Origin of the sequence: Bacillus sp. FSL W7-1354 (assembly GCF_038002405.1) — a bacterium.
GTDB classification, from domain to species: Bacteria; Bacillota; Bacilli; order Bacillales; family Bacillaceae; genus Bacillus; species Bacillus paralicheniformis.
The window spans coordinates 1,397,161-1,424,115 of record NZ_JBBOCL010000001.1; the positions used below are offsets into that span (position 1 = coordinate 1,397,161).

The 26,955-nt window shown below is 47.0% G+C and carries 30 protein-coding genes; 6 read left to right on the top strand and 24 right to left on the bottom strand.

The window, feature by feature from the left end; genetic code table 11:
- Positions 1-4: 4 nt before the first annotated feature.
- Complete coding sequence (locus MKZ04_RS07120) at positions 5-2,248, bottom strand: DEAD/DEAH box helicase (RefSeq protein ID WP_222426358.1); 2,244 nt, start codon at positions 2,246-2,248, stop codon at positions 5-7.
- Positions 2,249-2,380: 132 nt separating this feature from the next.
- Complete coding sequence (locus MKZ04_RS07125; protein WP_020451914.1) at positions 2,381-2,887, bottom strand: PTS sugar transporter subunit IIA; 507 nt, start codon at positions 2,885-2,887, stop codon at positions 2,381-2,383.
- A gap of 172 nt (positions 2,888-3,059) precedes the next feature.
- On the opposite strand from MKZ04_RS07125, the gene MKZ04_RS07130 reads away from it, so the two are divergent.
- Positions 3,060-3,479, top strand: coding sequence for an Hsp20 family protein (locus tag MKZ04_RS07130; protein WP_023857414.1), 420 nt, complete (start codon positions 3,060-3,062; stop codon positions 3,477-3,479).
- Positions 3,480-3,497: 18 nt separating this feature from the next.
- Here the strand turns inward: MKZ04_RS07130 and MKZ04_RS07135 are convergent, their stop codons facing one another.
- Positions 3,498-3,944 (bottom strand): YppG family protein, encoded by a 447-nt coding sequence (locus tag MKZ04_RS07135; RefSeq protein ID WP_020451916.1) that lies wholly within the window; start codon positions 3,942-3,944, stop codon positions 3,498-3,500.
- 178 nt (positions 3,945-4,122) lie between these two features.
- Between MKZ04_RS07135 and MKZ04_RS07140 the strand changes: the two genes are divergently transcribed.
- The gene (locus MKZ04_RS07140) at positions 4,123-4,323 is read left to right on the top strand and encodes a YppF family protein (RefSeq protein WP_011198064.1); all 201 of its coding nucleotides are present in this window, start codon (positions 4,123-4,125) and stop codon (positions 4,321-4,323) included.
- 23 nt (positions 4,324-4,346) lie between these two features.
- On the opposite strand, the gene MKZ04_RS07145 is transcribed toward MKZ04_RS07140, so the two are convergent.
- A complete protein-coding gene (locus tag MKZ04_RS07145; RefSeq protein WP_026579400.1) occupies positions 4,347-4,718 on the bottom strand; it encodes a YppE family protein in 372 nt (123 codons plus the stop codon).
- A 57-nt stretch (positions 4,719-4,775) separates the two neighbouring features.
- Positions 4,776-5,003, bottom strand: a complete 228-nt coding sequence (locus tag MKZ04_RS07150; RefSeq protein WP_023857416.1) for a YppD family protein — start codon at positions 5,001-5,003, stop codon at positions 4,776-4,778.
- Between the two features lie 198 nt (positions 5,004-5,201).
- Here MKZ04_RS07150 and sspM point away from each other — a divergent pair, with 198 nt between their 5' ends.
- The gene (sspM, locus tag MKZ04_RS07155; RefSeq protein ID WP_009328007.1) at positions 5,202-5,306 is read left to right on the top strand and encodes an acid-soluble spore protein SspM; all 105 of its coding nucleotides are present in this window, start codon (positions 5,202-5,204) and stop codon (positions 5,304-5,306) included.
- A 31-nt stretch (positions 5,307-5,337) separates the two neighbouring features.
- On the opposite strand, the gene MKZ04_RS07160 is transcribed toward sspM, so the two are convergent.
- Positions 5,338-6,297 carry a DUF2515 domain-containing protein gene (locus MKZ04_RS07160; RefSeq protein WP_023857417.1) on the bottom strand — a complete coding sequence of 320 codons (960 nt, stop codon included), beginning with the start codon at positions 6,295-6,297 and terminating at the stop codon, positions 5,338-5,340.
- Between the two features lie 52 nt (positions 6,298-6,349).
- Between MKZ04_RS07160 and recU the strand changes: the two genes are divergently transcribed.
- Complete coding sequence (recU, locus tag MKZ04_RS07165) at positions 6,350-6,946, top strand: Holliday junction resolvase RecU (protein WP_003182896.1); 597 nt, start codon at positions 6,350-6,352, stop codon at positions 6,944-6,946.
- 57 nt (positions 6,947-7,003) lie between these two features.
- On the top strand, positions 7,004-9,673 hold the full coding sequence (locus tag MKZ04_RS07170) for a PBP1A family penicillin-binding protein (RefSeq protein WP_145625191.1): 2,670 nt from the start codon (positions 7,004-7,006) through the stop codon (positions 9,671-9,673).
- A gap of 20 nt (positions 9,674-9,693) precedes the next feature.
- Here the strand turns inward: MKZ04_RS07170 and MKZ04_RS07175 are convergent, their stop codons facing one another.
- The 18 genes from MKZ04_RS07175 to MKZ04_RS07260 form a co-directional block, all read right to left on the bottom strand.
- The gene (locus MKZ04_RS07175; RefSeq protein WP_445662243.1) at positions 9,694-10,197 is read right to left on the bottom strand and encodes a YpoC family protein; all 504 of its coding nucleotides are present in this window, start codon (positions 10,195-10,197) and stop codon (positions 9,694-9,696) included.
- Positions 10,194-10,856, bottom strand: a complete 663-nt coding sequence (nth, locus tag MKZ04_RS07180; RefSeq protein ID WP_023857420.1) for an endonuclease III — start codon at positions 10,854-10,856, stop codon at positions 10,194-10,196. Before nth ends, MKZ04_RS07175 begins: the two co-directional genes overlap by 4 nt.
- A 16-nt stretch (positions 10,857-10,872) precedes the next feature.
- Positions 10,873-11,571, bottom strand: a complete 699-nt coding sequence (locus tag MKZ04_RS07185; RefSeq protein WP_023857421.1) for a DnaD domain-containing protein — start codon at positions 11,569-11,571, stop codon at positions 10,873-10,875.
- Positions 11,572-11,645: 74 nt separating this feature from the next.
- Positions 11,646-12,938 carry an asparagine--tRNA ligase gene (gene asnS / locus MKZ04_RS07190; RefSeq protein WP_341045602.1) on the bottom strand — a complete coding sequence of 431 codons (1,293 nt, stop codon included), beginning with the start codon at positions 12,936-12,938 and terminating at the stop codon, positions 11,646-11,648.
- Between the two features lie 148 nt (positions 12,939-13,086).
- The gene (locus tag MKZ04_RS07195) at positions 13,087-14,271 is read right to left on the bottom strand and encodes a pyridoxal phosphate-dependent aminotransferase (protein ID WP_341045604.1); all 1,185 of its coding nucleotides are present in this window, start codon (positions 14,269-14,271) and stop codon (positions 13,087-13,089) included.
- Positions 14,272-14,292: 21 nt separating this feature from the next.
- Positions 14,293-14,778 carry a cell wall elongation/penicillin-binding protein regulator TseB gene (gene tseB / locus MKZ04_RS07200; protein WP_020451926.1) on the bottom strand — a complete coding sequence of 162 codons (486 nt, stop codon included), beginning with the start codon at positions 14,776-14,778 and terminating at the stop codon, positions 14,293-14,295.
- Positions 14,779-14,787: 9 nt separating this feature from the next.
- Positions 14,788-14,958: a YpmA family protein gene (locus MKZ04_RS07205; protein WP_003182913.1), complete on the bottom strand. Its 171-nt coding sequence runs from the start codon at positions 14,956-14,958 to the stop codon at positions 14,788-14,790.
- Between the two features lie 152 nt (positions 14,959-15,110).
- On the bottom strand, positions 15,111-17,903 hold the full coding sequence (dinG, locus tag MKZ04_RS07210; protein WP_026579394.1) for an ATP-dependent DNA helicase DinG: 2,793 nt from the start codon (positions 17,901-17,903) through the stop codon (positions 15,111-15,113).
- 123 nt (positions 17,904-18,026) lie between these two features.
- On the bottom strand, positions 18,027-18,410 hold the full coding sequence (panD, locus tag MKZ04_RS07215) for an aspartate 1-decarboxylase (protein WP_003182918.1): 384 nt from the start codon (positions 18,408-18,410) through the stop codon (positions 18,027-18,029).
- Complete coding sequence (gene panC, locus MKZ04_RS07220; RefSeq protein ID WP_095291607.1) at positions 18,410-19,276, bottom strand: pantoate--beta-alanine ligase; 867 nt, start codon at positions 19,274-19,276, stop codon at positions 18,410-18,412. Before panC ends, panD begins: the two co-directional genes overlap by 1 nt.
- A gap of 2 nt (positions 19,277-19,278) precedes the next feature.
- Positions 19,279-20,112 (bottom strand): 3-methyl-2-oxobutanoate hydroxymethyltransferase, encoded by an 834-nt coding sequence (gene panB / locus MKZ04_RS07225; protein WP_020451930.1) that lies wholly within the window; start codon positions 20,110-20,112, stop codon positions 19,279-19,281.
- 248 nt (positions 20,113-20,360) lie between these two features.
- On the bottom strand, positions 20,361-21,344 hold the full coding sequence (locus tag MKZ04_RS07230; protein ID WP_026579392.1) for a bifunctional biotin--[acetyl-CoA-carboxylase] synthetase/biotin operon repressor: 984 nt from the start codon (positions 21,342-21,344) through the stop codon (positions 20,361-20,363).
- Positions 21,329-22,522 (bottom strand): CCA tRNA nucleotidyltransferase, encoded by a 1,194-nt coding sequence (locus tag MKZ04_RS07235; RefSeq protein ID WP_026579391.1) that lies wholly within the window; start codon positions 22,520-22,522, stop codon positions 21,329-21,331. The genes MKZ04_RS07230 and MKZ04_RS07235 overlap by 16 nt, the downstream gene beginning before the upstream one ends.
- Complete coding sequence (gene bshA / locus MKZ04_RS07240; protein ID WP_023857430.1) at positions 22,482-23,663, bottom strand: N-acetyl-alpha-D-glucosaminyl L-malate synthase BshA; 1,182 nt, start codon at positions 23,661-23,663, stop codon at positions 22,482-22,484. The genes MKZ04_RS07235 and bshA overlap by 41 nt, the downstream gene beginning before the upstream one ends.
- Positions 23,663-24,364, bottom strand: a complete 702-nt coding sequence (gene bshB1 / locus MKZ04_RS07245; protein WP_026579390.1) for a bacillithiol biosynthesis deacetylase BshB1 — start codon at positions 24,362-24,364, stop codon at positions 23,663-23,665. The genes bshA and bshB1 overlap by 1 nt, the downstream gene beginning before the upstream one ends.
- Positions 24,357-24,770 (bottom strand): methylglyoxal synthase, encoded by a 414-nt coding sequence (gene mgsA / locus MKZ04_RS07250; RefSeq protein WP_026579389.1) that lies wholly within the window; start codon positions 24,768-24,770, stop codon positions 24,357-24,359. Before mgsA ends, bshB1 begins: the two co-directional genes overlap by 8 nt.
- Positions 24,771-24,789: 19 nt before the next feature.
- On the bottom strand, positions 24,790-25,593 hold the full coding sequence (dapB, locus tag MKZ04_RS07255) for a 4-hydroxy-tetrahydrodipicolinate reductase (RefSeq protein WP_020451937.1): 804 nt from the start codon (positions 25,591-25,593) through the stop codon (positions 24,790-24,792).
- A gap of 12 nt (positions 25,594-25,605) precedes the next feature.
- Positions 25,606-25,944 carry a nucleotide pyrophosphohydrolase gene (locus MKZ04_RS07260; protein WP_023857432.1) on the bottom strand — a complete coding sequence of 113 codons (339 nt, stop codon included), beginning with the start codon at positions 25,942-25,944 and terminating at the stop codon, positions 25,606-25,608.
- A gap of 137 nt (positions 25,945-26,081) precedes the next feature.
- Between MKZ04_RS07260 and MKZ04_RS07265 the strand changes: the two genes are divergently transcribed.
- Positions 26,082-26,954, top strand: a complete 873-nt coding sequence (locus tag MKZ04_RS07265; protein ID WP_023857433.1) for a YitT family protein — start codon at positions 26,082-26,084, stop codon at positions 26,952-26,954.
- Position 26,955: the final 1 nt, after the last annotated feature.

Below are 26,955 nucleotides of genomic sequence, written 5' to 3' on the forward strand. Positions count from 1 at the left end.
CCGCTCAACCTTTCCAGCCTTTTAAAAGGCGCAGCGCATTGTTTTTTGTCTGATCGCCGCTGCCGCCCACTCCTATGCAGGAAGGGCATCCTGACTCACACGGACATCTTGAAATCAGCCGATGCGCTTCACTGATGATCTCAGGCATTTGTTCATACACTTTCTGAGACAGCCCTACTCCGCCGGGATAGCGATCATACAAAAAGATCGTCGGCTTTTCGTTATGAACGGCTTTAATTTGCGGAAAAACGTGCAGATCAGACGGATCGCACATCACTTTTAAGGCGGCGACATGTCCCAGGACGTTTGCAGTCCCAAGCAAAGCTTCTTCCAATTTGATGTCGTTCCAATTTTGCCGCTCCTCATCGTTCACCTGCACCCAAGCCGCATTGGTATGCAGTTCCTCTTCAGGCAGATGAATCGGGCCTGAGCCGATATTTTCATGCGTCTCAAATTTTATTTTCTTAAAAATCGTCGCTTTCGCCTGAACGGTCACATCCCCAAAACCGAACGCTGCGGTTTCTGTCTTTTTCTCCTTGTCAACTTCGAGAACTCTCAATAGGACGGCAAGATTGGCATCCGTATAGTAATCAACTTGAACCTCGCGGACAAACGCCTTTTTCTCCTCCCAGTCAAGCTTTTCCACCTGGTATTGGATGCCTTGATGCAAATAAATGGCTTCATCATGCAGAAGCGTCATGGCGCTGAACCTGTCCATTTCCCCGATCACTTTCGCCTTCTCGCGCTTTGACTGATCAATAATGACAACATTTTCCTGAGAAGCCGACCTCAAGCTGATGCCGTGCGCCGGAAAAGCGTCATTCATCCAGTGATACGTGTTCCCGGTTAAGTGGAGGACTCTTTCTTCTGCCAAGTAGTCAAGAATATCCTCGATTTCGGCACCGCCGAATGTGTCCGTTCTTTTGAAAGGCAGTTCAAAGGCTGCGCATTTAATATGATCGACAAGAATGACCAGGTTATCCGGATTAATGACGGCAGTCTCGGGATTTTGTTTAAAGAAATAGTCCGGATTCTGTACAATGTACTGATCGAGCGGGGCGGAACTTGCCACCATGACAATCAGCGCTTCGTTGTGCCTTCTTCCAGCGCGGCCGGCCTGCTGCCAGGCGCTCGAGATCGTTCCCGGATATCCGGTCATGATGCATGTCTGCAGCTGTCCGATATCAACGCCCAGCTCAAGCGCATTCGTGCTGACAACGCCTTTAATGTCCCCGCTGCGAAGGCCTTTTTCAATGACGCGCCGCTCGTTCGGCAGATAGCCGCCCCTGTACCCCTGAATCGAATGAGGGCCGACAATCGGTTTCATCACTTCCTGCAAGTATGTCAATATAATTTCAACCCGGACTCTGCTTCTTGCAAACACAATCGTCTGAATACCGTTTTTCAGAAATTCGGATGCGAGCTTTCTCACTTCAAGGGTCGCGCTTTTCCTGATGTTAAGCGAACGGTTGACCATCGGCGGGTTGTAAAATAAAAAGTGCTTTCTTCCCGACGGGGCGCCGTTGTTTGAAATCAGATGCATCGGCTGCCCTGTGAGCGTCTCAGCGAGCTCCAATGGATTGGCGATCGTCGCGGATGTACAGATAAACTGCGGCTTGCTTCCGTAAAATTCAGCGATCCGCATCAGCCGTCTGATGACATTGGCTACATGGCTGCCAAAGACTCCCCTGTATACGTGAAGCTCATCGATGACAATATATTTCAGATTTTCAAACAATGACACCCATTTTGTATGGTGGGGCAAGATCGCCGAATGCAGCATATCCGGGTTTGTAATGACGATATGTCCTGCTTTTCTGACTTTCTGCCTGATCGAAGGCGACGTATCTCCGTCATATGTATAACAGTTGATCGACGCACCGATTTCATCGATTAATTCGTTCAGTTCACTTTTTTGGTCCTGCGACAATGCCTTTGTCGGAAAAAGATATAAGCTGCGCGCATCCTGGTCTTCTGTGATCCTCTGAATGACGGGCAGATTGTAGCAAAGCGTCTTCCCAGATGCCGTCGGCGTCACAAGTGTCACGTTTTTGCCGGCGGCGCTGTGCAGAAACGCGTTCGCCTGATGGGAATACAGCTTTTCTATCCCTCTCTGCTGTAAAGCATGCACGATTCTTTTATCTAAACCTTCAGGAAAATCGCGGTAATCCGCTTCTTTTTCCTCAATTGTATGCCAATGAACAATTTGCTTGCTGAAAGCTTGGTCTTCTTTCAGAAGCTGAATCATATCTGTCAAATTTCGTTTTTGAAACAACGCTGTCACCTCTCCCTTCTATTTTAGCGAATGTCCGTTCGTTCTGAAAGAGGTGATTTCCTGAGAAAATGAAAAAGCAGAGAATCGCTCTCTGCTTTTTTGCTGTTACTTAACTTTAAGCTCCATGAGCTTTGTCTCGCTTTTTTTCGCCTTTGCCTCTTCATGTTTTGTGACGCGCTCCAACACATCGCCGTTCATAATGACGATCGGCGTAATGGTGCTGCTCGCTTTTTCCTTGATCAGTTCCAAATCGCACGTTATCAAAGGATCGCCGACTTTTACTTTGTCTCCTTCTTTGACATGGGCTGTGAAACCTTCACCTTCCATCGCTACGGTTTCCAGACCGATATGAATCAAGAGTTCCACGCCGGACAGTGAACGGATGCCGATGGCATGTTTTGTGTGGAACAGCTGGATCACTTCCCCGTCGACAGGTGAGACGATCTCGCCTGCGGAAGGCTCGACAGCCATTCCGTCACCCATCATCTTTTGGGAGAAAACGGGGTCAGGGACTTTTGAAAGTTCCAAAACTTGTCCGTCAACCGGTGAAAAAACGGTTTCTTCTTTCATTTCATTTTGTTTCTGACCAATACCGAATAATTTTTTCAGCAATACAGTTGGGCTCCTTTCAAAACGCCTCTTTATGATGGCTATTAAAAGAGGAACAGGTTAAATAAATCTTTGGATTCCCCACTATTTAACCACACTTTCAAATTCCCATCAATGAATAACCATACCAAGAGCCCCTGCATAAGCTGAAAATAAAAAACCGGGGTGATGAAGAATGGATTTCAAGGAAAACGACAATCACTCGCTCAGCAAGAAAGATGAAATTCAAGAAGCGGTTGAACAGTTATTTTACAATTCACCTTTCCACGATATTTTAAATTCATTCCAAAAACTGATATCAGACCAGCTTCAGAATTCCACCATTTCCATGAACATCAGAGAGGAGAATGAGGCGCTTCACGTCGACATTGCCGTTCCTGAATCGTTTCAAAACGGAGATATCATGATTGAAGCGAAATCGAGGTATCTTCATGTCGCCTTGAAGGAGAAAAAAGAAAGCGGCGGTTCTTCATCGTTTACAAGCCTGTCCAGAACCGTTTTGCTCCCATATCCCGTCCGCGAAGAAACAATGAAGACGTCGTGGAACCAAAATATCCTCACGGTCTCATTTCCGGAGCAAAAAAAGCATGAATGACCTTCATCCATGCTTTTTTTATTTGAAGAATCCCATAAACCCTTTGGCCAGCGCTCCGACCTGGTTGACCGTGCTCACCATCTGGCCAGCGGTGTCCATCATTTTGCTGAAATCAAACTGCCCGTTCTTTTTTTTGAATTGCGACAGAAAGCTTTGAAACTGTGATGGCTGGTGGAGATTCGGCCGCGGCGAGGGATATGGATGCTGATAAGGAAATGCCTGAAACGGCGGAAGCGGCGGCTGCATTTGCTGCTGAACAGGCTGATGATAGACTGAAAACGGGTCCACATTCTGCTCGATCGGCTGCTGATAGGCCTGCGGCCGCTGAGCTGGATGAGCGTACGGGACGGTTTCCTGGCTGTAGTACGGCTGAACGGGATGATAGGCATGATGGTTTTGCTGATCGGCTTGAACATACGCACCGGGGCCGGAATAAGGATATACGGCGGTTCTCCTCTCTTCCATCTTTCCTCTCCTCCTAAAGCCCTTTTTTATATGTGTATGATATAAAGGCATTTCCTGTTCCAAAGGTTCTGTCACAAGTTTGTCAAAAAGTGTCGAAAATTTTAATATTTGAAAAACAGAAAAAAGTCGAATTGTTATGGTACGATATTATTAATATAAAGGAGAGGGGATGCACCATATGAACGTATCATACTTAAGAAATTGTTTTGCCGAGATGAAACAGTATGAGACAGACTGCATGAACAAACTGATGGATTTTGCCAAGTTTTTGTATATCCAGGGACATCTGACATTAAACGAATTTCGCACAAGTATGAAAGTTCTTGAAGCGAATGGCGCACAGCACCCTGCTTATGATATGAATACGGACGCCAGCTAAACAAACAAAAAGAAGACCGGGTTCTAATCCCGGTCTTCTTTTAATATATCGTCTTCTACGTTTTTCAGCGTATAGAGGACGGACTCCGTCAGATCTTTAAAGCGTTTTTTATGGATTTTGCAGAAGTAGGACTGCATGAAAATTTCATTTGCATTTTCCTCAACCGAGCTGAGCTGCTCTTCATAAATGTATTTTGGCCGATTCGCCTTGATATAAGGCAGGCTTTCCGCCAGCCAGCTTTTCACTGTTTGTTCGAATCTCTCGACAGAAGGTTTGACAACCTCGAAAAAATCGTATTCCGTCCCTTCCTCTTTTCCCTTACTGTATCGTTCTTCCGCTTCTTTTACGAGGCGGATTAATTCCCGTGTCTGTACAAGAAGAGATTGTGTATCCAATTTTTTCACCTCGGGTTTATCGTACCAAAGGAAGACGACCGTTACAACGAATCCGGCTTATGCCGTCTCTCCTCTTGGCTCCACTCCCATTAACGTGCTGTTTAAACAAGCTGAGAGCTCTGCCAGTTCTTTTTCAATCAGATCGAGCCGTTCGTTCCAGCTAGCCCGCTTTTCATGCTCCGCCCGGCGTACGGCTTCTGTCAAAGCTTTCTCAGCAGACGACATGTGTGATTCCGTTTCCAAAAGCATTTGAAGGACCGAGTCTTTGCTTGCAAATCCGTTCATTTGCTTCCCTCCTTTTTGATCGCCTTCTATGCATTCTCCCCTATGCGCCCCCTCTCCTCCGCAGCTGACAAAACTAGAAGCAAACCGCCAAAGAAACTCATTTTCCAGCCAAACGCCCGCTTTCGACAAGTGATCTTGCGAAAAATGGTATGATCAGCGCTTTTTTGCAAAATCTAAAAAGGTAAGGAGGTGCCCGCTGTGGAAAACAACAAAAAGAAATCACCTGCGAAAACAAAACCTGATGCTAAACAAACAGACACACTGGATAAGAAATTAGGCGGACCTAACCGCCCGTCCACTTAAAAAGCAAGGAGAACCCTTGCTTTTTTCTGTTTTACCTCTTATTCAGCCAATGCTCCAGTGAAAACAATGCCTGCAGCTGCCTTCTTTTTTGAAAATACCAATCGGTGATTTCGATCGTTTTCGGCAGTTTTTCATCTTTGAACATTGCCTCTCTCTTTCCTCCGCGAAACCAATCGGATTTTAATCCGTCTAATGAATGGGCAACAACGGGATAACACGTTCTCAAAAATGGCGAGGTTCTGATTTTAACCCCTGCCCAGCGTTCCATATCAAAGCGCGACCCGGTATGCGGAACACATGATGTAAAGTGAAAAAAACCGGGGAAAAGCTCAGGCGAAAACAGCAGCTCGCTTAATTGCTTGCCGAGCTTGATCCTTTCCTTTAAACTAGTGAAGCGTTTGACAGACACGCCGTAAAAAACGCCTTCTACCGTCGGAAAAATGACTGTGTTGAAGTGAAACCATTCACATAGCTGAAAAGGAATCGTCTGAAAAACATTCTTTTTAAACAAAGGATTTTGTATAATAGGAGTTTGGATAGTGTTTTGTTCATTTATAATGAGAGCGTACATGAGCCGCTTTTGATCGCGCTCATGCCAGAACCGCTCCCACTCCGTTTTCATAAATGAAGACACACCAAATGAGGAGAGCAAATGAAACAGCGGCTGGCCAAGCTGCTTGGACCAATGGTATAACAGGAGCTGCGGATAGGCGTCCGAAAAAATCAGCCAGTTCGCTCTTTCATACGTTAAAAACAGCCAGTTCTGCTGAAAGGCCGTAAGTCCGAGCTCGAATAAACGCCCTTTTAAATCGGTCATCGACCAGCCGGCATTCCTGGAAACAAATGAAGCCAAAAACGACCACTTGATTTCAGGATGGCGGTCAAAGTAGCGTTTGTAGGCATTTGTCCGTGAGATATTGTCCTTGTTCAGTTTTGCGGTCAGCTCTTGAATGCGGCTCGTCAGCTCCGCCGCGGAAAAAGTGTTGTGCAAGATCAGCCACTTCCGTTAGTATCCAGATTTTTGTAAAAGGAGGATGAAGAAAGTGATTCGTTACCCGAACGGCAAATCGTATCAGCCGAAAACAGCTGCCTCATCCTTGCAAAAGAAGCCGTCGTATTCCAATCGCGGCATGACCCTCGAAGATGACCTGAATGAAACGAATATGTATTATCAATCTCATTCGATTGCGGTCATCCATAAAAAACCGACTCCTGTACAGATTGTTCAGGTCGATTATCCGAAGCGAAGCGCTGCGGTGATCAAGGAAGCATATTTCAAGCAGTCGTCAACTACTGATTATAATGGGGTTTATAAAGGCCGCTACATCGATTTTGAAGCGAAAGAAACGAAGAGCCGGACCTCTTTCCCGCTTCAGAATTTCCACGATCATCAGATCGAGCATATGAAGCAGGTTGTGGCGCAAGACGGCATTTGTTTTGTTATCATATCCGCTTTTGAAGAAATTTATTTTTTGGAAGCAGAAAAATTATTTTATTTCTGGGAGCGGAAAAAGCAAAACGGCAGAAAATCGATCCGAAAAGACGAGCTTCAGGAAGCCGCTCACCCTATTTCACTTGGATACTCGCCAAGAATTGATTATATTAAGATTATTGATCAGTTGTATTTTTCGCCATCATAAATTATGATTTTAAAGTCATGTGAGCGGAAAGGTTTAACTACGAAAGGTTGAGATGTTATGTCAGATCAATTTAACAGCCGCCAGGAACGGCGAAAAGCCCAGCAGGGCAATAGCAGGTCTAATACTCATTCTAAACCCAAGAAAAAGAAAAAAGCAGGATTGTTTAAGAAAATTCTTTTATCCATTTTAATCATTGGTGTTATCGGCTTGATTGCCGGGGGCGTCACTTTTGCGGTGATGGTAGCGGACTCGCCGTCCCTTGATGACGCAAAACTGAAAACACCGTACTCTTCCACCGTCTATGACAAAAACGGAAAAGAAATCGCCGAAATTGGTTCAGAAAAGCGGACGTACGTGTCGATTAAAGACATCCCTGATTCCGTCAAAAACGCATTTCTTGCAACGGAAGACGCGCGTTTCTATGACCACCACGGCGTCGACCCGATCCGGATCGGAGGAGCGCTTCTGGCAAACTTCGAAGGCGGATTCGGTTCTGAAGGCGGAAGTACGATCACACAGCAGGTCGTCAAAAACTCCCTTCTGTCACATGAAAAAACGCTGAAACGGAAAGTCCAGGAAGTCTGGCTGTCGTTCCAGCTCGAAAGAAAATATTCAAAAGACGAAATTCTGGAAATGTATTTAAACCGGATTTACTTCTCGCCGCAGGCCTATGGTGTCGGAAAAGCGGCTGAGCAATTCTACGGGGTGACAGATCTAAACGACTTAACGGTCGAGCAGGCCGCAACGCTTGCCGGCATGCCGCAAAGCCCGAATAACTACAACCCGATTAAACATCCGGAAAAAGCCGAGAAACGGCGCAATGTCGTGCTGAGTCTGATGAATAAACACGGCTTTATCTCTGACGCAGAGTACAACAAAGCGAAAAAAGTAGCCGTCACAAAAGGCCTTGTCTCTCCGAAGGAGTACGCAAAAACAACGTCCAACAAATACAGCGCGTTTATCGAGCAGGCCGTCGCCGAAGTGAAAGAAAAAGCGAACGTCACGCCGGGAACGGACGGACTGAAGATTTACACGACGATTGATACAGATGCACAGGATTATGTGGATGAGCTGATGGACGGCGATTCGATCCAGTATACCGAAAAAATGCAGGCCGGCCTCACCTTGCTTGATACGAAGACCGGAGAAATCCGCGCACTCGGCGGCGGACGCGACCGGAAAGCAGGCGACTTTAACTATGCAGTAGATACGAAACGTCAACCTGGTTCAACGATTAAGCCAATCCTTGACTACGGCCCAGTCATTGAGAACAAGAAATGGTCGACGTATGAACAGATTAACGATGAAGCATACACGTATTCAACCGGAGATCCGATTAACAACTATGACAGAAGACACAGAGGCTGGATATCGATGAGAGAGGCACTTGTCGATTCTCGGAACGTTCCAGCTTTAAAAGCGTTCCAGGCAGCCGGAAAAGACAATATTGTAAAATTCGCAGGCAACCTTGGTCTTAACATAAATTCAGATGATTTAGTGGAAGCTTACGCAATCGGCGGCTTCGGAAACGGTGTGTCGCCTCTGCAAATGGCCGGAGCGTACAGCGCATTCGGCAACAACGGCTACTACAATGAGCCTCATACTGTTACAGCGGTGGAATTCAATGACGGCACAAAGCTTGATTTGACGCCTGAATCAAAGGCAGCCATGAGCGATTATACCGCATTTATGATAACGGATATGCTGAAAAGCGCTGTTCAGCGAGGAACAGGAACAGCCGCCCAAGTCAATGGCGTTACTGTAGCAGGTAAAACGGGTACGACGAACTTTACCGAGGACGACATTAGAAAACACGGCATAAGTCGAAATGGAGCGAGGGATTCATGGTTCGTCGGCTATACGCCGCAATATACGGCAGCGGTCTGGACCGGTAAAGAAGGCTTTAATTCGCTGAGCGCAAACGAACAGCAAGTCGCCAAACTTCTGTTCAAAAAACTGATTGCCAAGGTGGACAACGGCAGCGGCTCATTTGAAAAGCCTGACAGCGTCGTTGAAGCGACAGTTCTAAAAGGCTCGAACCCGCCGGTGCTTGCCAGCAGCAACACGCCTAGCGATAAAAAAGTCACTGAGTACTTTGTAAAAGGCACACAGCCGACGACTGTTTCGAAAAAATATGAGGAAAAAGAAGATGCCGACAAGCCGACAGGTTTGAGCGCAGAATATGATGAAGCATCAAAGAGCATCAAGCTTTCATGGTCATATTCCGGAGACGGTGATGTATCCTTTAAAGTCAAACAATCTGTTGACGGAGGCGGATACAGCGAAATTCAAAGCAGCAGTGCGAAAGAAGCTGTCATACCGAATGCAAAAGAAGGATCCGTCTACAAATTCCAAGTCACGGCCGTTACTGAAGATGGCGAAAGCGACCCTGCTTCTGTGACGCTTAAAGTCAACGCGGCTGAAGATGATGAGTCAAAAGCGGACGATGAAAAGAAAGACGAGGATGACGAGAAGAAGCAGGATGCTGATGATGATCAGGACAAAGACAAACAAAATAACGGCAACTCTAATCAGCCGGATGATCAAAATTCAGGCAATCCAGATCAAAACAATCAAAATCCGGGAAATACAGACGGCAGAAAAGATGATGACGCCGATGATCAAAACAAAGATCAGAATAAGGACAAAAACAAAAACCCGGATCAAGACAGCAACACAGATGATCAACAAACAAATTCCAATGGTCAATCAACCGGCACCCATTAATCTAAAAAGCCACTCACAGTTTAGTGAGTGGCTTTTTTATGATTGATGGCAACATATTTATAAAATTGCTTTTTCATTTCCGTAAACAATTCGTCAAGCTGAATAAAACAATGATACTGCGTTGGTTTCTGGAGGATAAACTCGAGGCGTCCCGTCCAGTTCATCGGCTTGGCTCCAAAATCCTTACGGGTGATAGCCTCCCAGTTAAGACTTGTGACAGGCTCCCCCATCGTCCAGTGAAGGCTTGCGATCAAGCAGCACACCCCGTTCAGCATATCATCCTGGCTGCACCTTGACTTTCTCGTTTTAAAGACGGGCAGAAGCTTTTCTTTTGTACGCTCCCAAGCCGCAAACAGAAGCGGAACCCATTCTTCCGCATGCTCCCACGGCTTGTCCTCTTCTATGTCCTGAAAAAAATCGCAGCAGAGCGGATTTTCCAAAAGAACGTCAAGCCTTTCGCCGGATTCCGGTCTTCTCTTACGCAGCGTTTTTTCGTATTCGTCCAACAGAGAAACGCTTGTCACGGCAGCTTCACCAGCCCTTTTTTATATCGTTTTTGCCCTTCCCTGCACAGAGAAAACAACGGGCATTCTTCACATTTCGGCCTTTGCGCCTTGCAGTGATAGCGTCCGAAAAAGATCAGGCGGTGATGAGTAACGGACCACTCTGATTCAGGCACTTTTTTCATCAGCGTCTTTTCGACTTCCGTGACCGAATCCTTCCATCTGCAAATGCCGAGCCTTTTTGAGACCCTTTCCACGTGGGTGTCGACGGCAATGGCTGGAACACCGAATGCTACCGAAACGACGACATTGGCGGTTTTTCTCCCGACGCCCGGAAGTTTCACCAGCTCATCCCGGTCTTTCGGCACTTCACCGCCGTATTCTTCCAGCAGCATTTTGCAGAGCTTTTGAATATTTTTTGCTTTGTTCCGGTATAAGCCGATCGATTTGATGTCCTGCTGCAGCTCTTCAAGCGGAACAGCAAGATAATCTTCAGGCTTTTTATATTTTTTGAAAAGCGTTTTCGTCACTTTATTGACAAGCGCATCTGTGCATTGGGCCGATAAAGCGACGGCGATGACAAGTTCAAACGGATTGTCATGGACTAATTCGCATTCAGCATCCGGAAACATTTCACCGATTGTTTCTAAACAAAACTCGATCTGTTTTTTTGTCAGCATGTCTTCACCTTTCACTTTATTGTTCAAGCCAATTGTAAAAAGGAACCTGTCTTGTATACTCCTTTTGCTCACTCTGCCGCGGTGCGGTCTTCCGCCTGAATCTTTGGCTGTAGTTTGCGGCTTGTTCGACTGTTGAAATGCCGTTTTTCTTCCACTCAAACAAAATCCGGTCAATGTAGCGGAAATTGAGTTTTCCTGATATGACGGCTTCTTTGAGAGCTTGTTTGATCAGCTGTGCATCGTGATGATCCTGGTCAAGCCAGATGCTGAGCGTCTCGCATTCAAGCGGAGACAGCGGCCGCGCAAATTCCTCTTCAAAGATCGTATAAAGGCTCTTCTCTTCGCCTTCATTCTGTTCAGCGAGTTTCTTCTGCTCGTCCATTTCAAGATGCTCAAACAGCTTGCCCCAGAGAGGTTCGAGCGAATACTTTTCAAACTTAATGCCGTTCTGGTCTTCGCATTCTTCTATATAGATGAAGCCTTTTTGAATGAACATTCTCAGCATGTTCATACATTGTTCGGTTTCAATCGACATCGTCTTGCTTAATTCCTCCGGCGTCGGAAAAAATGAACCTCTTTCAACATGCATTTTAATGTTTAAGAGCAGCATGAATTCTGTCTCATTTAAGCCAAGCTCCCGATAGTTCAAAAAAAGCAGATTCGGAATGGTGACAGATCCCATCTCCTGCATCTTAATAAAGTGCTGTTTTTTCATTCGATACACCTCTTACCTTCCAGTATATCATGGATGACTGTGAAAAAGTCTCCTGCAATCAGGAGACTTTTTTCTTAAGGATATAAGCGATTTAATAGTCTTGGGAACGGAATCGTTTCGCGGACGTGCGGAGAACCGCAGATCCAGGCAACCGTCCGTTCGAGTCCGAGTCCGAATCCTGAATGCGGAACTGAGCCGTATTTTCTCAGCTCTGCATACCATTGATAAGCATCCGATTCTAAACCATGCTCTTTCAGGCGCGCTTCGAGAAGCTCAAGATCATGGATCCGTTCAGATCCGCCGATAATCTCACCGTAGCCTTCAGGCGCAATCAAGTCAGCGCACAGTACGACATCGTCCCTGTCAGGTGCAGGCTGCATATAAAACGGCTTTAATGATGTCGGATAGTGTGTAATAAATACCGGTTTGTCATAGCTTTCGGCAATCGCCGTTTCGTGAGGAGCGCCGAAGTCATCGCCCCATTCAATATCGTCAAAGCCTTTCTCTTTTAAGAACTGAATCGCTTCATCATACGTGATTCTTGGAAAAGGCGCTTTGATAAGCTCCAGTTTGGAAGTGTCTCTGCCGAGCGTATTCAGTTCAATTTTGCAGTTTTCAAGCACGCTTTGAATGATGAAAGAGACATAGTTCTCTTGAACTTCAAGGTTTTCATTGAATTCGACAAACGCCATTTCCGGTTCGATCATCCAGAATTCAATCAGATGGCGCTTCGTTTTTGATTTCTCAGCTCTGAAAGTCGGCCCGAATGAAAAGACTTTTCCTAAAGCCATTGCAGCTGCTTCCATGTAAAGCTGGCCGCTTTGCGAAAGGTAGGCATCTTCGTCAAAATACTTTGTCGCAAAAAGCTCTGTCGTTCCTTCAGGTGCGCTTCCCGTCAAAATCGGAGGATCGACTTTAACAAAGCCTTCCTTATTGAAAAATTCGTATGTAGCGCGAATGATTTCATTGCGGATTTTCATCGTTGCGTGCTGCCGTTTTGAACGGAGCCACAAATGTCTGTGATCCATCAAAAATTCTGTTCCGTGTTCTTTTGGCGTAATCGGATAATCTGTCGCTTCATGGATGACTTCAAGCGATGTGACTGCAAGCTCGTAGCCGAGTGGCGAACGCTCGTCTTCTTTGACGACGCCTTTTACATATAAAGATGTTTCCTGTGTGACAGATTTAGCAGCTTGAAATGTTTCTTCGTCCACTTCCGCTTTGACGACGACTCCTTGGATAAAGCCTGTCCCGTCTCTAAACTGCAAAAACGCAATTTTGCCGCTTGAGCGTTTGTTGGCGATCCAAGCGCCGATTGTTACTTCTTCACCAACATGCTTGTACACTTGGTTTATTGTTGTTTTCACTATCGTTTCCCTCCAAAACACGAAAGAATTCGGTCAAGCCCTCATTCTTTCTGACGTCCATAACGTATATTATACCTTTTTTGATTCGATCAGGTCAATGCAGCTTGCGTGCATGCAAAAAGCGTCCAGCTGCGGACGCTTTCTGCTTCTAGCGGCTGCGATTCACGACAAAGCGGCGAATCCGTGCGACCGCTTCTTCCAAAAGTGACAGGGATGTCGCATACGACAGACGGATGTTGTCCGGTGCGCCGAACCCTGAACCGGGAACGATCGCAACTTTTTCTTCTTCCAAAAGCGCTTCGGCGAATTCATCAACGCTTGAAAAGCCGCACGATTCTGCCGCTTTTTTTGCATTCGGGAACAAGTAGAAGGCCCCTTCAGGCTTCAGGCATGTCAATCCCGGAATGTCAACAAGCAGTTCATACACCTTGTTCAGCCGGTCTTCAAAAGCTTTTCTCATCTCTTCAACAGGCTCGTTTGGTCCATTGTAAGCGGCAATGGCTCCGTATTGTGCGACAGATGTCGGATTTGACGTGCTGTGGCTGGCAAGGTTCGTCATCGCTTTAATGATCAGTTCGCTGCCTGCAGCATACCCGATTCTCCAGCCGGTCATGCTGTGTGACTTGGAAACCCCGTTGATGATTACGGTTTGATTTTTAAGTTCTGGAGAAAGCTGTGCGATGGATACATGTTTTTTTCCGCCGTAAATCAGCTTTTCATATATTTCATCAGATACGATTAGAATGTTGCGGCGAAGGCATACTTCACCGAGCGCTTTCAGCTCTTCTTCCGTATACATCATGCCTGTCGGATTGCTTGGGGAATTGATGATCACAGCCTTCGTTTTTTCCGTGACGGCTTTTTCAAGCTGCTCCGGAGAAATTTTGAAGCTGTTTTCCTCAAGGCCTTCCACAAATACCGGTTTGCCGCCTGCAAGCTTGACTTGTTCAGGATAGCTGACCCAGTACGGAGTCGGAATAATCACTTCGTCCCCTTCGTCGAGGAGCACTTGAAATAGGGTGTAAAGAGCATGCTTTGCACCTGTGCACACGATAACTTCAGATTGGCGGTACTCGATTCCCTGATCGCGCTTGAATTTTTCGCGGATGCTGTCTTTCAGCGCCGCAAGACCTCCGGAAGGCGTGTATTTGGTATGTCCTTCATTCATCGAACGGACAGCCGCCTCAATGATGTGCTCAGGCGTATTAAAATCCGGTTCACCCGCCCCAAGACCGATGACGTCGTGCCCTGCCGCTTTTAAATCTTTTGCTTTTGCAGTGATTGCCAGTGTTGCAGATGGTGTTAACGCTGATACTCTTTTAGCTAGATTCAACTCGATTTCCCCCTGTTTCGTCTAAGGCGTAATATTTTTGTGAATTTTTCCGTTTATAAAGTCCACATAGCTTAAACTGTACTGCCCATCTTTATTTAAGTATGTAACTTCCCACAATAGAACATTGCCTTCCCTTGCAAGGTGCACCTCTTTAAGCTCAGACACAAGGCCTTCATCCTGAACCGCTTTTGAAGCCTGGCGGCCGGTAATGCCGTCTGCCGCTTTTTTGTAAATCGTTTTCTGCTTTTTGTCAGCAGGCACCCAAACATACATTTTGCCGCCTTTTTTGTCCGTCCCTGTGACAATGTACTGCTTTTCTTTGCCGACAAACGTCTCCACGCTGTCAACTTGTTTTAAGCCTGCTTCCTGCTTGGCAGTTTCGGCAGCCTGCTCGTGGCCGCTTTCTTTCTGATCCATAGCCGTACGGTAGACATTCGCTCCCGCAAGAAGTGCTGTTAAAAAGATAATACCAAATATCAGTATGAAAATTAATGTTTTTTTGCCCATTTTCTGCTCCTAAGTACGATAAATCGTAAAAATGGCCTGTTTTTGATCTTCTTCATCGAGAGCGAGGCCGAACATGAGATCATCGCGTTTGAGCGTGCGGTTCAAAAGGTCGACGATTTTATACAGGTCTTCTGAATGCTCAACGCTTACGGTAGATAAAATTTCGATTTTGTTTTCCATTTTTCAAATACCTCCGAACGAAACAATAATTGTAATTCATACTCTCTGTGCCTAAAGCCATACTAGTTGTTACAACGGGATAACCGTTTAAATAAACAGCCTAAAAAATAAAACCTTAATCCACACCATTTAAGAGCCGCTTTATGCGGCTTTTAGCCGTTTTTCCCGGCTATGTAGGCTTCAAGCTCAAGGAATGTAGGCTCCATGACTTTTGCAGGGGGCAGAGCCTTCATAAACACCGTACCGTAGGAAGAGGTTCGGATGCGGCGGTCGAGAATCACGACCGTTCCGCTGTCTTTCTCCGAGCGAAGCAGCCTGCCGATGCCCTGCCTGAATGCCAGGACAGCTTCCGGCAGAGATACCGCTTGAAACGGGCTTTCTCCCCTTCTCTTTGCCCGGTCACACTTGGCTGATTCAACGGGGTGGTCTGGCGGCCTGAACGGCAGCCTTGCGATGACCAGCGTCGTCAGCTCGTCACCCGGAAAGTCAACGCCCTCCCAAAAATGGTTCGTTCCGAGAAGAACCGCATGGGGATACGATCTAAACAATTTCATAACCTTGACGGGGCTTCCGCCGGAAATCCCCTGTGCAAGGAGCTGACAAGGAAAATCTTCCTCTTGTTTTATTGCATGGTAGACATCTCGCAGCATATCATGAGACGTAAACAGGACGAGCACTTTGGCGTTTTTCTGTTTTGCAAGCGCCTTGACGAAACGCGTGACATCTCGAATATAGTCTTCAGGATCGTTTTGAATCGGGCTGACATCCGTCGGAATCATGATGTTCATATGCTTATCATAAGAAAAAGGCGCCTCGATTTGCAAGGTCCTCGGATAGAAATCGCTTAAACCGAGCTTTTTGATCATATAGTCAAATGAGTTCTCGACGACAAGCGTCCCCGATGTGAGCACAACACTTTTTTTCTCGGTGAAAAACCGGTCGGCCAGAATTTCGCTTGTATCAAGCGGCTGAGCGTAAATGGCCGCGGCGTTTTTTGCGCCCTTCGCGTCAATTTCAATCCAGACGACCTCATCTTCGACAGGGTCAAACATCAAGCGGGCGAGCGTCTTTCGATATTCTTCAAGGTCGTCCATGCATGAATCGTATTCCTCTAACAAAAACGCCTGGCGGCTGGTGAAGGAAGCCTGTTTTTCAGCGAGGCTTTTCTTTTGATCCGAAAACAGCCGGTGCATGTCATACAGCAAGGAACACAGTCTTCTCGCGCTTTCTTCAAGCCTGTTCCATGCCCTGCTTTCACCGATTTCGCCGATCTTATATAAGAGACGGTTGAGATCGTTTCTTGGTTTCCTCCGCTTGACAAAAGAATGAACAGCCGTAAAGAACAGATCGCTTTCTTCAAGAAGCTGAGCGAGCCATTCGTCCATTTGGAAAAAAGATTCTGGTGAAATGCCTGCTGACCGGTAGAGGCGTTCGGCTTTTTTTAAAATCCCCCTTTGTTTGAGGGTGCCGAGCCGCATCAACCTTTTATGGAGAAAGACATAGTCTGCTCTTGCCCCATACTGCTCGCCCGCTGCGCGTTCAAAGTGATGGGCTTCATCAATAACAAACGTATCGGCATCACTGGTATGAATTCGCTGATTGGCTTCGTCAGTCAACAGAAGCGCATGATTGGTAATGATCATATCAGCCTTCTGCGCCCGCGCTTTGGCTCTCTCATAAAAACACAGTTTCCTTAGGGTGCTGTTTTCTGCATATGAATGCGAATCATATGCCAGTCTGTCCCACAGAAGCTTTCCGCCTGACGGAAGATTAATTTCCGATAAATCGCCCGTTTCTGTATCTGTCAGCCAGACGAGAATTTGCGCTTTTGCAAGGACGCTATCATAATTGTCATCATCTTCCTGTAAAATATGCTTGAACTTGCGAATGGATAAATAATGAGAGCGGCCCTTTAAAACCGCGGCTTTGACCGGGAAAGGAAAAATCTTTTCCAAAAGCGGGATATCACGGTTGATCATCTGTTGCTGAAGCAATGTCGTATATGTGCTGATCACGACCGGCTTGCCTGTTTGCTTGGCGCGGATTGCAGCCGGCACGAGATATCCGAGCGTTTTTCCGATTCCAGTGGCAGCTTCGATCAGAGCATGCTCATGATTTTGAAAAGCGGTCCAGACCTCCCGCATCATTTTCGTCTGTCCTTCTCTCTTGTCAAACCGGTCGTTCAATGAAGAAAGCCCGCCGTCTTTTTCCCAAATAAGCGGCTCTGTCTGCGGGTCCCGGCTCTTATGACCGGCCTCTTCATCCTCGTCTTCAGGGGTCCTGATCACAAAGGAACCAACCTTCATAAAGCCGACATCAAGTTCGGCATCGGCACCTTTTTCAGCGATCAAGCCGTCAAAAAGCTCCTGCGCGTCACTGATCAAATGCCAGGATAGACGTCTGATTGATTTCAAAACCGGAATCGGCAGCCTTTTCAGTCTGTCCATCATATGTAAAAAGATCAAAGCGGTCACTTCTGCATCGCTGTCAGCCCTGTGCGGGTTTTCATGGCGAATCTGAAGCTCTTCGCTCAGCTCAGTCAATTTATAGCCGTCAAAACCCGGAAAAACGATTCTCGAAAGCTCCACCGTATCGAGAACGCTGCATTCAAGCTCGCCAAAACCGGCCTGCTGCAGCTCATACTTTACAAAAGCAAGATCAAAATGAATGTTATGAGCGATAAAACAGCTGTCTTGAAGCAGCTCAAAAATATCTTCGGCAATCGCCGAAAATGGCTCTTCATTTTCAACCATTTCATTCGAAATTCCCGTCAGCTGCTCGATAAAAGCGGGAATCGGCTGATTGGGATTCACATATTTGGAGAAACGTTCGGTCATTTGTCCATTTTCAATCACAACCGCTGCAATTTGAATGATTCTGTCGCCTTTTTTCGGCGAATTCCCTGTCGTTTCCACATCAATGACCACATATCGTTGATTGTTCATTCAATGGACACCTCAATTTCGATACCTTCGACAAAAGTGTAACACGTTTTAGAAAGATGCGGGGAAAAAGCTTCGCCTTCTACTCTTTCTAAACGATATGAAAGCCCCCTAAAGGCAAGGGGGCTACAGAATGGTACGGGCGGGCTCCTGACCCAGCATTTCCTCGATTTCGTTTCTCTCGTTCAAAACGGCAACCTTCGGCTTATGGGTCTTTGCTTCCTCTTCAGACATCATGGCATAAGAAACGATGATGACGACATCTCCCACTTGAACAAGGCGGGCGGCAGCTCCGTTTAAACAAACGACGCCGCTCCCCCTTTCACCGGGAATGATGTACGTTTCCAGCCGGGCCCCGTTATTATTATTCACAATTTGCACTTTTTCATTTGCCATCATTCCGACGGCATCCAGCAAATCTTCATCAATTGTCACGCTGCCGACGTAGTTCAAATTGGCTTCCGTCACTCTTGCTCTGTGAAGTTTTGCGCTCATTAACGTACGGTACATCATAAATCCTCCTTTTGATCTGCCGGGATATCGACGATGATATTATCAATTAAGCGGGCTTTGGAAAACTGAACGGCAACCGCTATGATGACTTTTCCAGTCAATGGCTCCCTGATCTCCAGATCGGGATATGAATAAATATCCGCATAATCGATGACACCGCTCGTTTTTTCAAGAATGCTCCGAACCTCTCGCTTAACAGCTTCCGCATCCCTCTCTCCATCGCGGATCAGCTCGGCGCCGCGCTGAAGGGCTTGATAGAGAGCGGGTGCTTCCTGCCGTTCTTCTGCTCGCAGGTTGACATTTCTTGAGCTTTTGGCAAGCCCGTCTTCTTCCCGTTTTGTTTCAACCGGGATCAGCTCAATATCCATGAAAAAGTCGTTGATCAGCCCGTCGACAACGGCAACCTGCTGCGCATCTTTCATGCCAAAATAAACCCTTGTCGGAAAGGTGAGATTGAACAGCTTTGTGAGCACTGTTGCGACACCGTCGAAATGACCTTCCCTTGAACGGCCGCAAAGGACGTCCGTCCGCTTTTTCACGCTTGCGGTAACCGTCGGCTCCTGACCGTACATTTCTTCAGGCTCAGGAGTGAACAAGATGTCCACTCCTCCGTCAGCCGCAAGCTGCCGGTCCCTTTCGATATCTCTCGGGTACGCTTCATAGTCTTCACCCGGACCGAACTGCATAGGATTGACAAAAATGCTCATCACGACAATATCATTGTCTTTTCGCGCTTTTTCCACAAGCGACATATGGCCTTCATGAAGGAAGCCCATTGTCGGCACAAAACCGATCGTTTTGCCTTCTTTGCGATAATTTTTCGTTACATTTTGTATATCTTTTGCTGTATGGATCTGAATCATGCTTATTTCCCTCCGTATAATCCTTCAAGAACTTGCTGATCGATACGGAATGAATGAGCATCTTCAGGAAACACGCGGCTTCTGACATCCTCAACATATCCTCGAAGCGCTTGTTCAAGCGGCTGATCGATTTGCACATACTGTTTTACAAATTTAGGCGTCCGGCTTACTCCGTGTCCGACAACATCGTGGTAAACGAGAACTTGTCCGTCTGTACCAGGGCCTGCTCCAATGCCGATGACAGGAATCGTGAGCTCCTTTGAAATCTGTTCAGCGAGCGCTGCCGGGACGCATTCGAGAACGAGCGCAATTGCGCCTGCTTCTTCACAGCGCCTGCTGTCTTCAATCAGCTTGCGGGCGCTTTCTTCATCTTTCCCCTGAACTTTATAGCCTCCCAAGACACCGACGGATTGAGGAGTCAAGCCTAAATGGCTGACAACAGGTATTCCGCCGCGTGTTAAAGCCGTGATCGTCTCAAATACACCGTCGCCGCCTTCAAGCTTCAAAGCATCGGCTCCGCTTTCCTGAACGATCGCCGCGGCATTATTCAGAGCGCTTTCCAAAGAGCAGTGATAAGACATAAACGGCATATCCGTCACCACAAACGTATCTTTTGCCCCGCGTTTTACGGCTTTTGTATGGTGGATCATATCAGCGACCGTCACAGATACGGTCGAATCAAGGCCGAGCACAACCATGCCGAGCGAATCGCCGACAAGAATCATATCGACGCCGGCCTGTTCGGCAAGCTTTGCCGCCGGGTAATCGTAGGCTGTCAGCATGACGATCGGCTCTCCCTCTTGTTTCATTTTTAGAAAATCAATCTTTGTCTTCATGTTTTCTCCTCCTCTTTTTCAGAGGAGATGAGCTGCCGTGCTTGCATGAGCATCTTTTCGGACAGCAAAAAAACCTTCCGGCAAGAAGAAGGATTTCGAATCGTCCGTGTTCGGCAAGAATCATCCCTCTGTCCCAGTCCTTTTTGGATCAAGGCAGACTGTTTTTTATCAGTTGCATGTTTTCCAGGTGCAGTTCCTACAGGATACTGCCCATCCGAAGTATACCAAAAACGCATGGATCCTTCCAACTATGACGGATTTATATCGATATCGGCGGAGTATATTTTTTTGATGCCGTCACTCGTTTCCAGGATCAAGACGCCTTCTTCGTCTATTCCCAGCGCTTTGCCGTGAAACGTTCCGTTCAGCGTCCTGGCCGTCAATTCACGGTTCAGGCTCAAAGCGTAGCTCTCCCATAAAAGCTTGATCGGCTCGAAACCGTAGGCGAGATAGTCTTCATACCTTTTTTCAAATGTCGCCATTATCGTTTGAATCAAAGCGGCTCTGTCGATTTTTTCACCGCTTGCGAGACGAAGGCTTGTCGCTGTTTCTTTTAATTCTTCCGGAAAGTCGCCAGCAAGCTGATTGACGTTGATCCCCATTCCGACGATGACAGAATGAACCTGATCGGCTTCCGCCTGCAGTTCGGTTAAGATCCCGACGACTTTTTTGCGGTTGATCAAAATATCGTTCGGCCATTTGATTTCAGCTGCGATGCCGGTTTGCTCTTCGACTGCCTGAACGATCGCGACTGCGGCTAAAAGCGTCAGCTGCGGCGTTTTTTGCACGGGCATTTCAGGTCTTAAAATGATGCTCATCCAAATGCCGTTTCCTTCTGGGGAATGCCATGCTCTCGCCATTCTTCCCCTTCCTTCGGTCTGCTTGTCGGCAACGATGATCGTTCCTTCCGGCGCACCGTTGTTTGCTAGCTCATGGGCGATTTTTTGAGTTGATGAGACGACATCCTGAAAATGGATGGTCTGTCCCATTTTTTTCGTTTTTAACCCGAGCCTGATTTCATCTTCGGTGATTTTGTCAGGTTTTTTTATCATTTTATAGCCGAGCTTTCGGACCGCTTCAAGTTCATATCCCGATTTTCTCAGATCTTCGATATGCTTCCAAACGGCGGTCCTTGAGCATCCGAGCTCTTCGCTGATTTTCTGGCCTGAAATGAATTCGCCGTCGGCCTCTGTAAACAATTGAATGAGTTTCTTTCTTAAATTTGACTGCATGAATCCAGCCACTCCTCTATGGCTTTTTTTTGATTGGCAAGCTCCCCGTTTAACACGGCCCGCTCAATCCGTTTCAAATCATCGGACACCCATTTCCCGGCCGGCTTCTTTCTGAAATTCAACAAATCGCTTCCAGACACCGCCAGGTCTTTCAGGCTTTTAATCGGAAGCGCGCGGTACGACTGTCTGATTTCAGCCAGCCGCTTTTCATCGATTGCCTGCTTGTCCCTTAAGCTGCGGATGGCGGAAGCGGACAGCAGCGTATCTTCCCCCGCCTCATACATCGAGACGGCATCCCATTTTTGATCGATTCGTTCAGCCGTCAGGAGCGCCTGTTTTATGACTTTCCCCGGAAGCTTCCACCCTTTTAAAAACCGGTGAGCCTCAGCGGAATCGAGTGATATCATGTGAATGAAAGCCGCCCATATATCCGCTCTTTTTTGAAGTTGGTAAAAAGGAAAAGCACGGGCAGCCAGAACGCGCTCCTTTTTGCCGTCCAGCCCCGGAAGCTCCTTGTAAAGCCCTGTTTCAGCCGCCGCTTCCAAAGCCCTGTCCGCCGCTTTTCCTTTTAAAAGCTTTTCGAATTCAACCGTTTTCCGCTCTGTAGAAATATGAGCCAAGAGCAGACGGTTTTCGCAAATCGCTTTTTTTGTATTTGGAGAAAGCTCAAACTCGAGCTGACTCATAAAACGGAGCGCCCGCAGCATGCGTAGCGCATCTTCGTGAAAACGCTCCGCCGGGTCGCCGACCGTTTGAATCAATTTTTCCCGTATGTCGCGGAGTCCGCCGAAATAGTCGATCAGTCTCCCCTGTTCATCCATCGCCATAGCATTAATCGTCAAGTCCCGCCTCTTCAGGTCTTCTTTCAGCGATTTGATAAATTGAACGCCGCTCGGCCTTCTGTAATCCTCGTACTCAAGCTCTGCGCGAAAGGTCGTCACCTCATAGGATTCTCCTTCAAAGAGGACGATGATGGTTCCGTGTTCCTTTCCGACATCAACGGTTTTCGGAAAAATGGCTTCAATTTCTTCCGGGGATGCATCTGTAGCGATGTCAATATCACCGACATCACGGTTCATTTGGGCATCCCTGACAGATCCGCCTACAAAGTAGGCCTGCCGGCCGTGTTTTTTCAGCTCACGAAGGAGAGGAAGAGCCTTCAAAAAGAGATCCTCCATTGTCACACTCCCCGTCTGTTAATTGTTGATAAATTTCTTCATATTGCGCGATGATTTTACTGGAAGAAAAGCGCTCCTTGATGCTTTCTAGCGCCGCTTCCGCAAACTGGCGCTGCAGGCTTTCATCAGTCAGCAAATGGAGCGCTTTACGAGCTGCGCCTTCAATATCTCCTACATCGACCAAGTAACCGGATTTACCGTTTTTGATCACCTCGGGAATCCCTCCGATATTGGTGCCGATGCACGGAACGCCGCAGGCCATCGCCTCCAGCAGCACTAAACCGAAGCTTTCCTTCTCGGACAAAAGTAGCTTTAAATCGCTGATGGCGTAAAGCTCTTCTACGCTGTCCTGTTTGCCCAGGAAAAGAACATCATCTTTTAGTCCGAGCTGTCTGACAAGCTGGCAGATCACGGTCATCTCCGGCCCGTCGCCGACGAGAATCAGCTTCGACTTCATTCGTTTGACAATGCTGCTGAAGACATGGATGACGTCCTGCACGCGCTTCACCTGTCTGAAATTGGATACGTGGATGATCACTTTTTCATCAGGGGCGATGCCGTACTGCTCTTTCAGCGAATGATGCTCCTGCTTTTTTAAATACACGCGCTCATCCACAAAATTATAGATCGTTTCGATTTTTTTGTTCGGTTTGATCAAATCGTACGTTTGCGCGGCAAGAGCTGAAGAAACCGCTGTTACGCGGTCAGACGACTCGATCGCAAACTTGATCAGATCTTTTAAAGACGGATCATAGCCGAGAACGGTTATATCTGTGCCGTGCAGCGTTGTGACCGTTTTAATGTTTCCGTTCAGCATTTGCTTCGCTAAAAAAGCGGAAATCGCGTGAGGCACCGCGTAGTGGGCATGCAGAACATCAAGCTGTTCCCGCTTCGCCACCTCCGCCATTTTGCTGGCCAAAGCCAAATCATACGGCGGGTGCTTAAACACGGCATATTGATTGACTTCGACTTCGTGAAAATAGATGTTGGAATACACTTTATTGAGCCTGTACGGAACACTTGATGTAATAAAATGAATTTCATGTCCTTTTTCCGCAAGGAGCTTGCCGAGTTCGGTAGCGATAATTCCTGATCCTCCGACACTCGGATAACATGTGATTCCGATTTTTAACTGTTTCATCATCCGCCCCCAAATAAATCGTTGTTTAACAGAAGAGTCCGCTTTGAAAAAAACCCTTCCGCGTATGCGACGCCGACCTCTTTTCCCAAAAGCTTTTCCCTTGCTTCGACCGTTTCAATATATCCGTTCGTCAGCGGTGTTTCAACCGACTGCCGGGAACGGGTGAACTGGCTCTGATAAGCAGCAAGGCTTTTCTTTTTTTGATTGATCGTTTCGGAAATGTCGATGACAAATTCAGGTTTGTGAAAACCGTTGATCATATAGTAGTACACGTTTTGGACTTTATGGGCCGGCTGTTTTTCTGCATCTTCGTATTTATGTATTCCAGCGGAAAAGACCGCTTCTTCGACGATTTCCGCTGCGTGCCCGTGATCGGGATGCCGGTCCTTCGGATAAGGGACAAAGACAAGCTTCGGCTTATGTTTTCGAATGACGGCAACCGCTTCCCTGATCGCCTCCTGGCTGGGAAACAGCCCCCTGTCCGGCAGCGTGAGGGAAATCCGCGCGCTGGCGCCGAGAATGTCGGCCGCCTGCGCCGCTTCGCTTTTTCTCGTTTCGACTGTTCCGTTTGAAGACAGTTCAGCCTGGGTTAAATCGCAGATGCCAATTTGAAAGCCTTTTTCAGTATATTTGGCAATGGTTCCTCCCATGCCGATTTCTACATCATCGCTGTGCGCGCCAAAAGCCAGTATATCAAGCATCTCGATCCCCGCCGTGGACAATGTTTCTGAATTCAAACGCGCCTTCCTCGACAGATCGGATCAAGATTTCCGCCGTTCCCATATTGGTGGCGAGCGGAATGGCATAAACATCAGACAAGCGGATAAGAGCTGACACATCAGGTTCGTGCGGCTGGGCCGTCAGCGGGTCTCTCAGAAAAATCACAAGGTCGATGTCATTTTTCGCGATTAAAGCACCGATCTGCTGGTCTCCGCCAAGCGGTCCCGATTGAAAACGCACGATGGGCAGCCCTGTCGCTTCGGTGATTTTTAAACCGGTCGTCCCTGTCGCAAACAGCTCGTGCTTTTTTAAAATATCTTTATAAGCGGTCGTCAGCTGAATCATGTCCTGTTTTTTTCGGTCATGGGCAATTAAGGCGATTTTCAAAGCGATTTCCCCCTTCTTGTTACTCTATGATATTTTCAAGGCCGTAGACAAGCTGATCGATTTTCATCACTTGTTCAACAGCCAGTTTCACACCAGACATAAAAGATGCGCGGTTGTATGAATCATGACGGATTTTCAAGGTTTGGCCGTCTCCGCCGAACATCACTTCCTGATGGGCGATCAATCCCGGCAGACGAACGCTGTGGAGACGGATTCCGTTTTGATCGGCTCCTCTTGCTCCCGGCAGAATTTCTTTTTCATCCGGATGCCCCTGCATTTTCGCTTCGCGAACAGCCGAAATCATTTCCGCCGTTTTCAAAGCCGTTCCGCTTGGTGCGTCAAGCTTTTGATCATGGTGCTGTTCAATGATTTCGACATCGGTAAAATAGTTGGCAGCCATTTGCGAAAACTTCATCATCAACACGGCTCCGAGCGCGAAGTTTGGCGCGATGATGGCTCCGATCCCCTTCTCGTCGGTCAGTTCCATAAGCTCGTTCAAGTCACTCTCAGAAAATCCTGTCGTTCCCACAACAGGACGGACGCCGTGCTCCAGCGCGATTTTTGTATGTAGCTTGCCGATTTCCGGCGTTGTCAAATCAATTAGAACGTCCGGAGCCGTTTCTGAAAAGCATTCGGTAATATCGGTGTAAATGACGGCTTCTGAACTTGATATCATCACGTCTGACAGCTTTTCACGGTTATATGTACGGTCGATTGCACCGACAAGCTCAAAATGTGCGGTATCTTCAACAAGTTTGACCGCTTCGCTTCCCATTCTTCCGCGCGGTCCTGCTATTGCGATTTTAATGGTCTCCTTTTGCATCTTGATTCTCCTCTACTTTCCTTCTTCTTTTCTTGTCCAGCGGTCTTTGTCACGGGTGTTGAACTTCTCCATGACCATATCATGCGCTTCATCCAATGATATATGAAGCGAATTCGCAAGACAAACTAAAACGAACAATACGTCGCCGATTTCTTCATCGATCTTTTTTTCTGATTCGGTTTTTTTCTTCGGTTTTTCACCGTAATGATGGTTGATTTCCCTCGCCAGTTCGCCAAGCTCTTCCGTCAGCCTGGCCATCATGGCAAGCGGACTGAAATAGCCTTCTTTAAACTGGCCGATATATTCGTCAACCTCACGCTGTATATCTTTCATCGTTTTTTCTTTCGTCATGCTGACAAAACCTCCTGTCATCTCTTACATGTTAGCGAATTCAAACAAGTTTGACAAATGTTTAAGACGGGTTTGCTGTTTTAAAACGGATACACTATAATATTAACGCCAGCTTATGGAAGGAAAGGAGTTTTTTTATGTTCGGAGACATCAGAATGAAGAACGTCCTGTTTATTTTAGCAGGCGCCGCTGTTTTTTCCTTTGGACTCGTTCATTTTAATATGCAGAACAACTTGTCGGAAGGCGGTTTTACCGGCATTACCCTGCTGCTTTATTTCCTGTTTAACATCGATCCTTCCATATCCAATCTGGTGCTGAACATCCCGGTCTTCTTCATCGGATGGAAACTCCTCGGCAGAACGGTCTTCTCATATACCATTCTCGGCACAGTCAGTCTGTCGGTGTTTTTATGGATTTTTCAGCGTTTCCAGATTCATATGCCGCTACAAAACGATCTTGCGCTCGCGGCTCTTTTTGCAGGCGTTTTTATCGGTACCGGATTGGGCATTATTTTCAGATATGGCGGAACGACGGGCGGCGTCGATATTATTGTGCGGCTGATCAACAAATATTTTCAAGTGCCGATGGGCAAAGCCATGTTTGTGTTTGACGCCTGCGTCATTACATTATCCCTTATTTTTTATCTCTCCTATAAGGAAGCGATGTACACGCTTGTTGCCGTATTTGTCGCCTCAAAGGTCATCGATTTTATGCAGGAAGGCGGTTATGCTGCAAAAGGCGCCACCATCATCTCTGAAAAGAACGACCAGATCCAGCGCAAAATCATTGAAGAAATGGAAAGAGGCGTCACGGTTTTAAAAGGTCAGGGGTCATATACAAAAACAGAGCGGGACGTTCTCTACTGCGTCGTTCCGAAAAATGAGGTTTTCCAGCTGAAAAACGTGATTACCTCTGTCGACCCGCACGCTTTTGTAGCCGTAAGCGACGTACACGACGTTCTGGGAGAAGGGTTTACGCTTGATGAGAACAAAAATCCCATCACACGCTGAT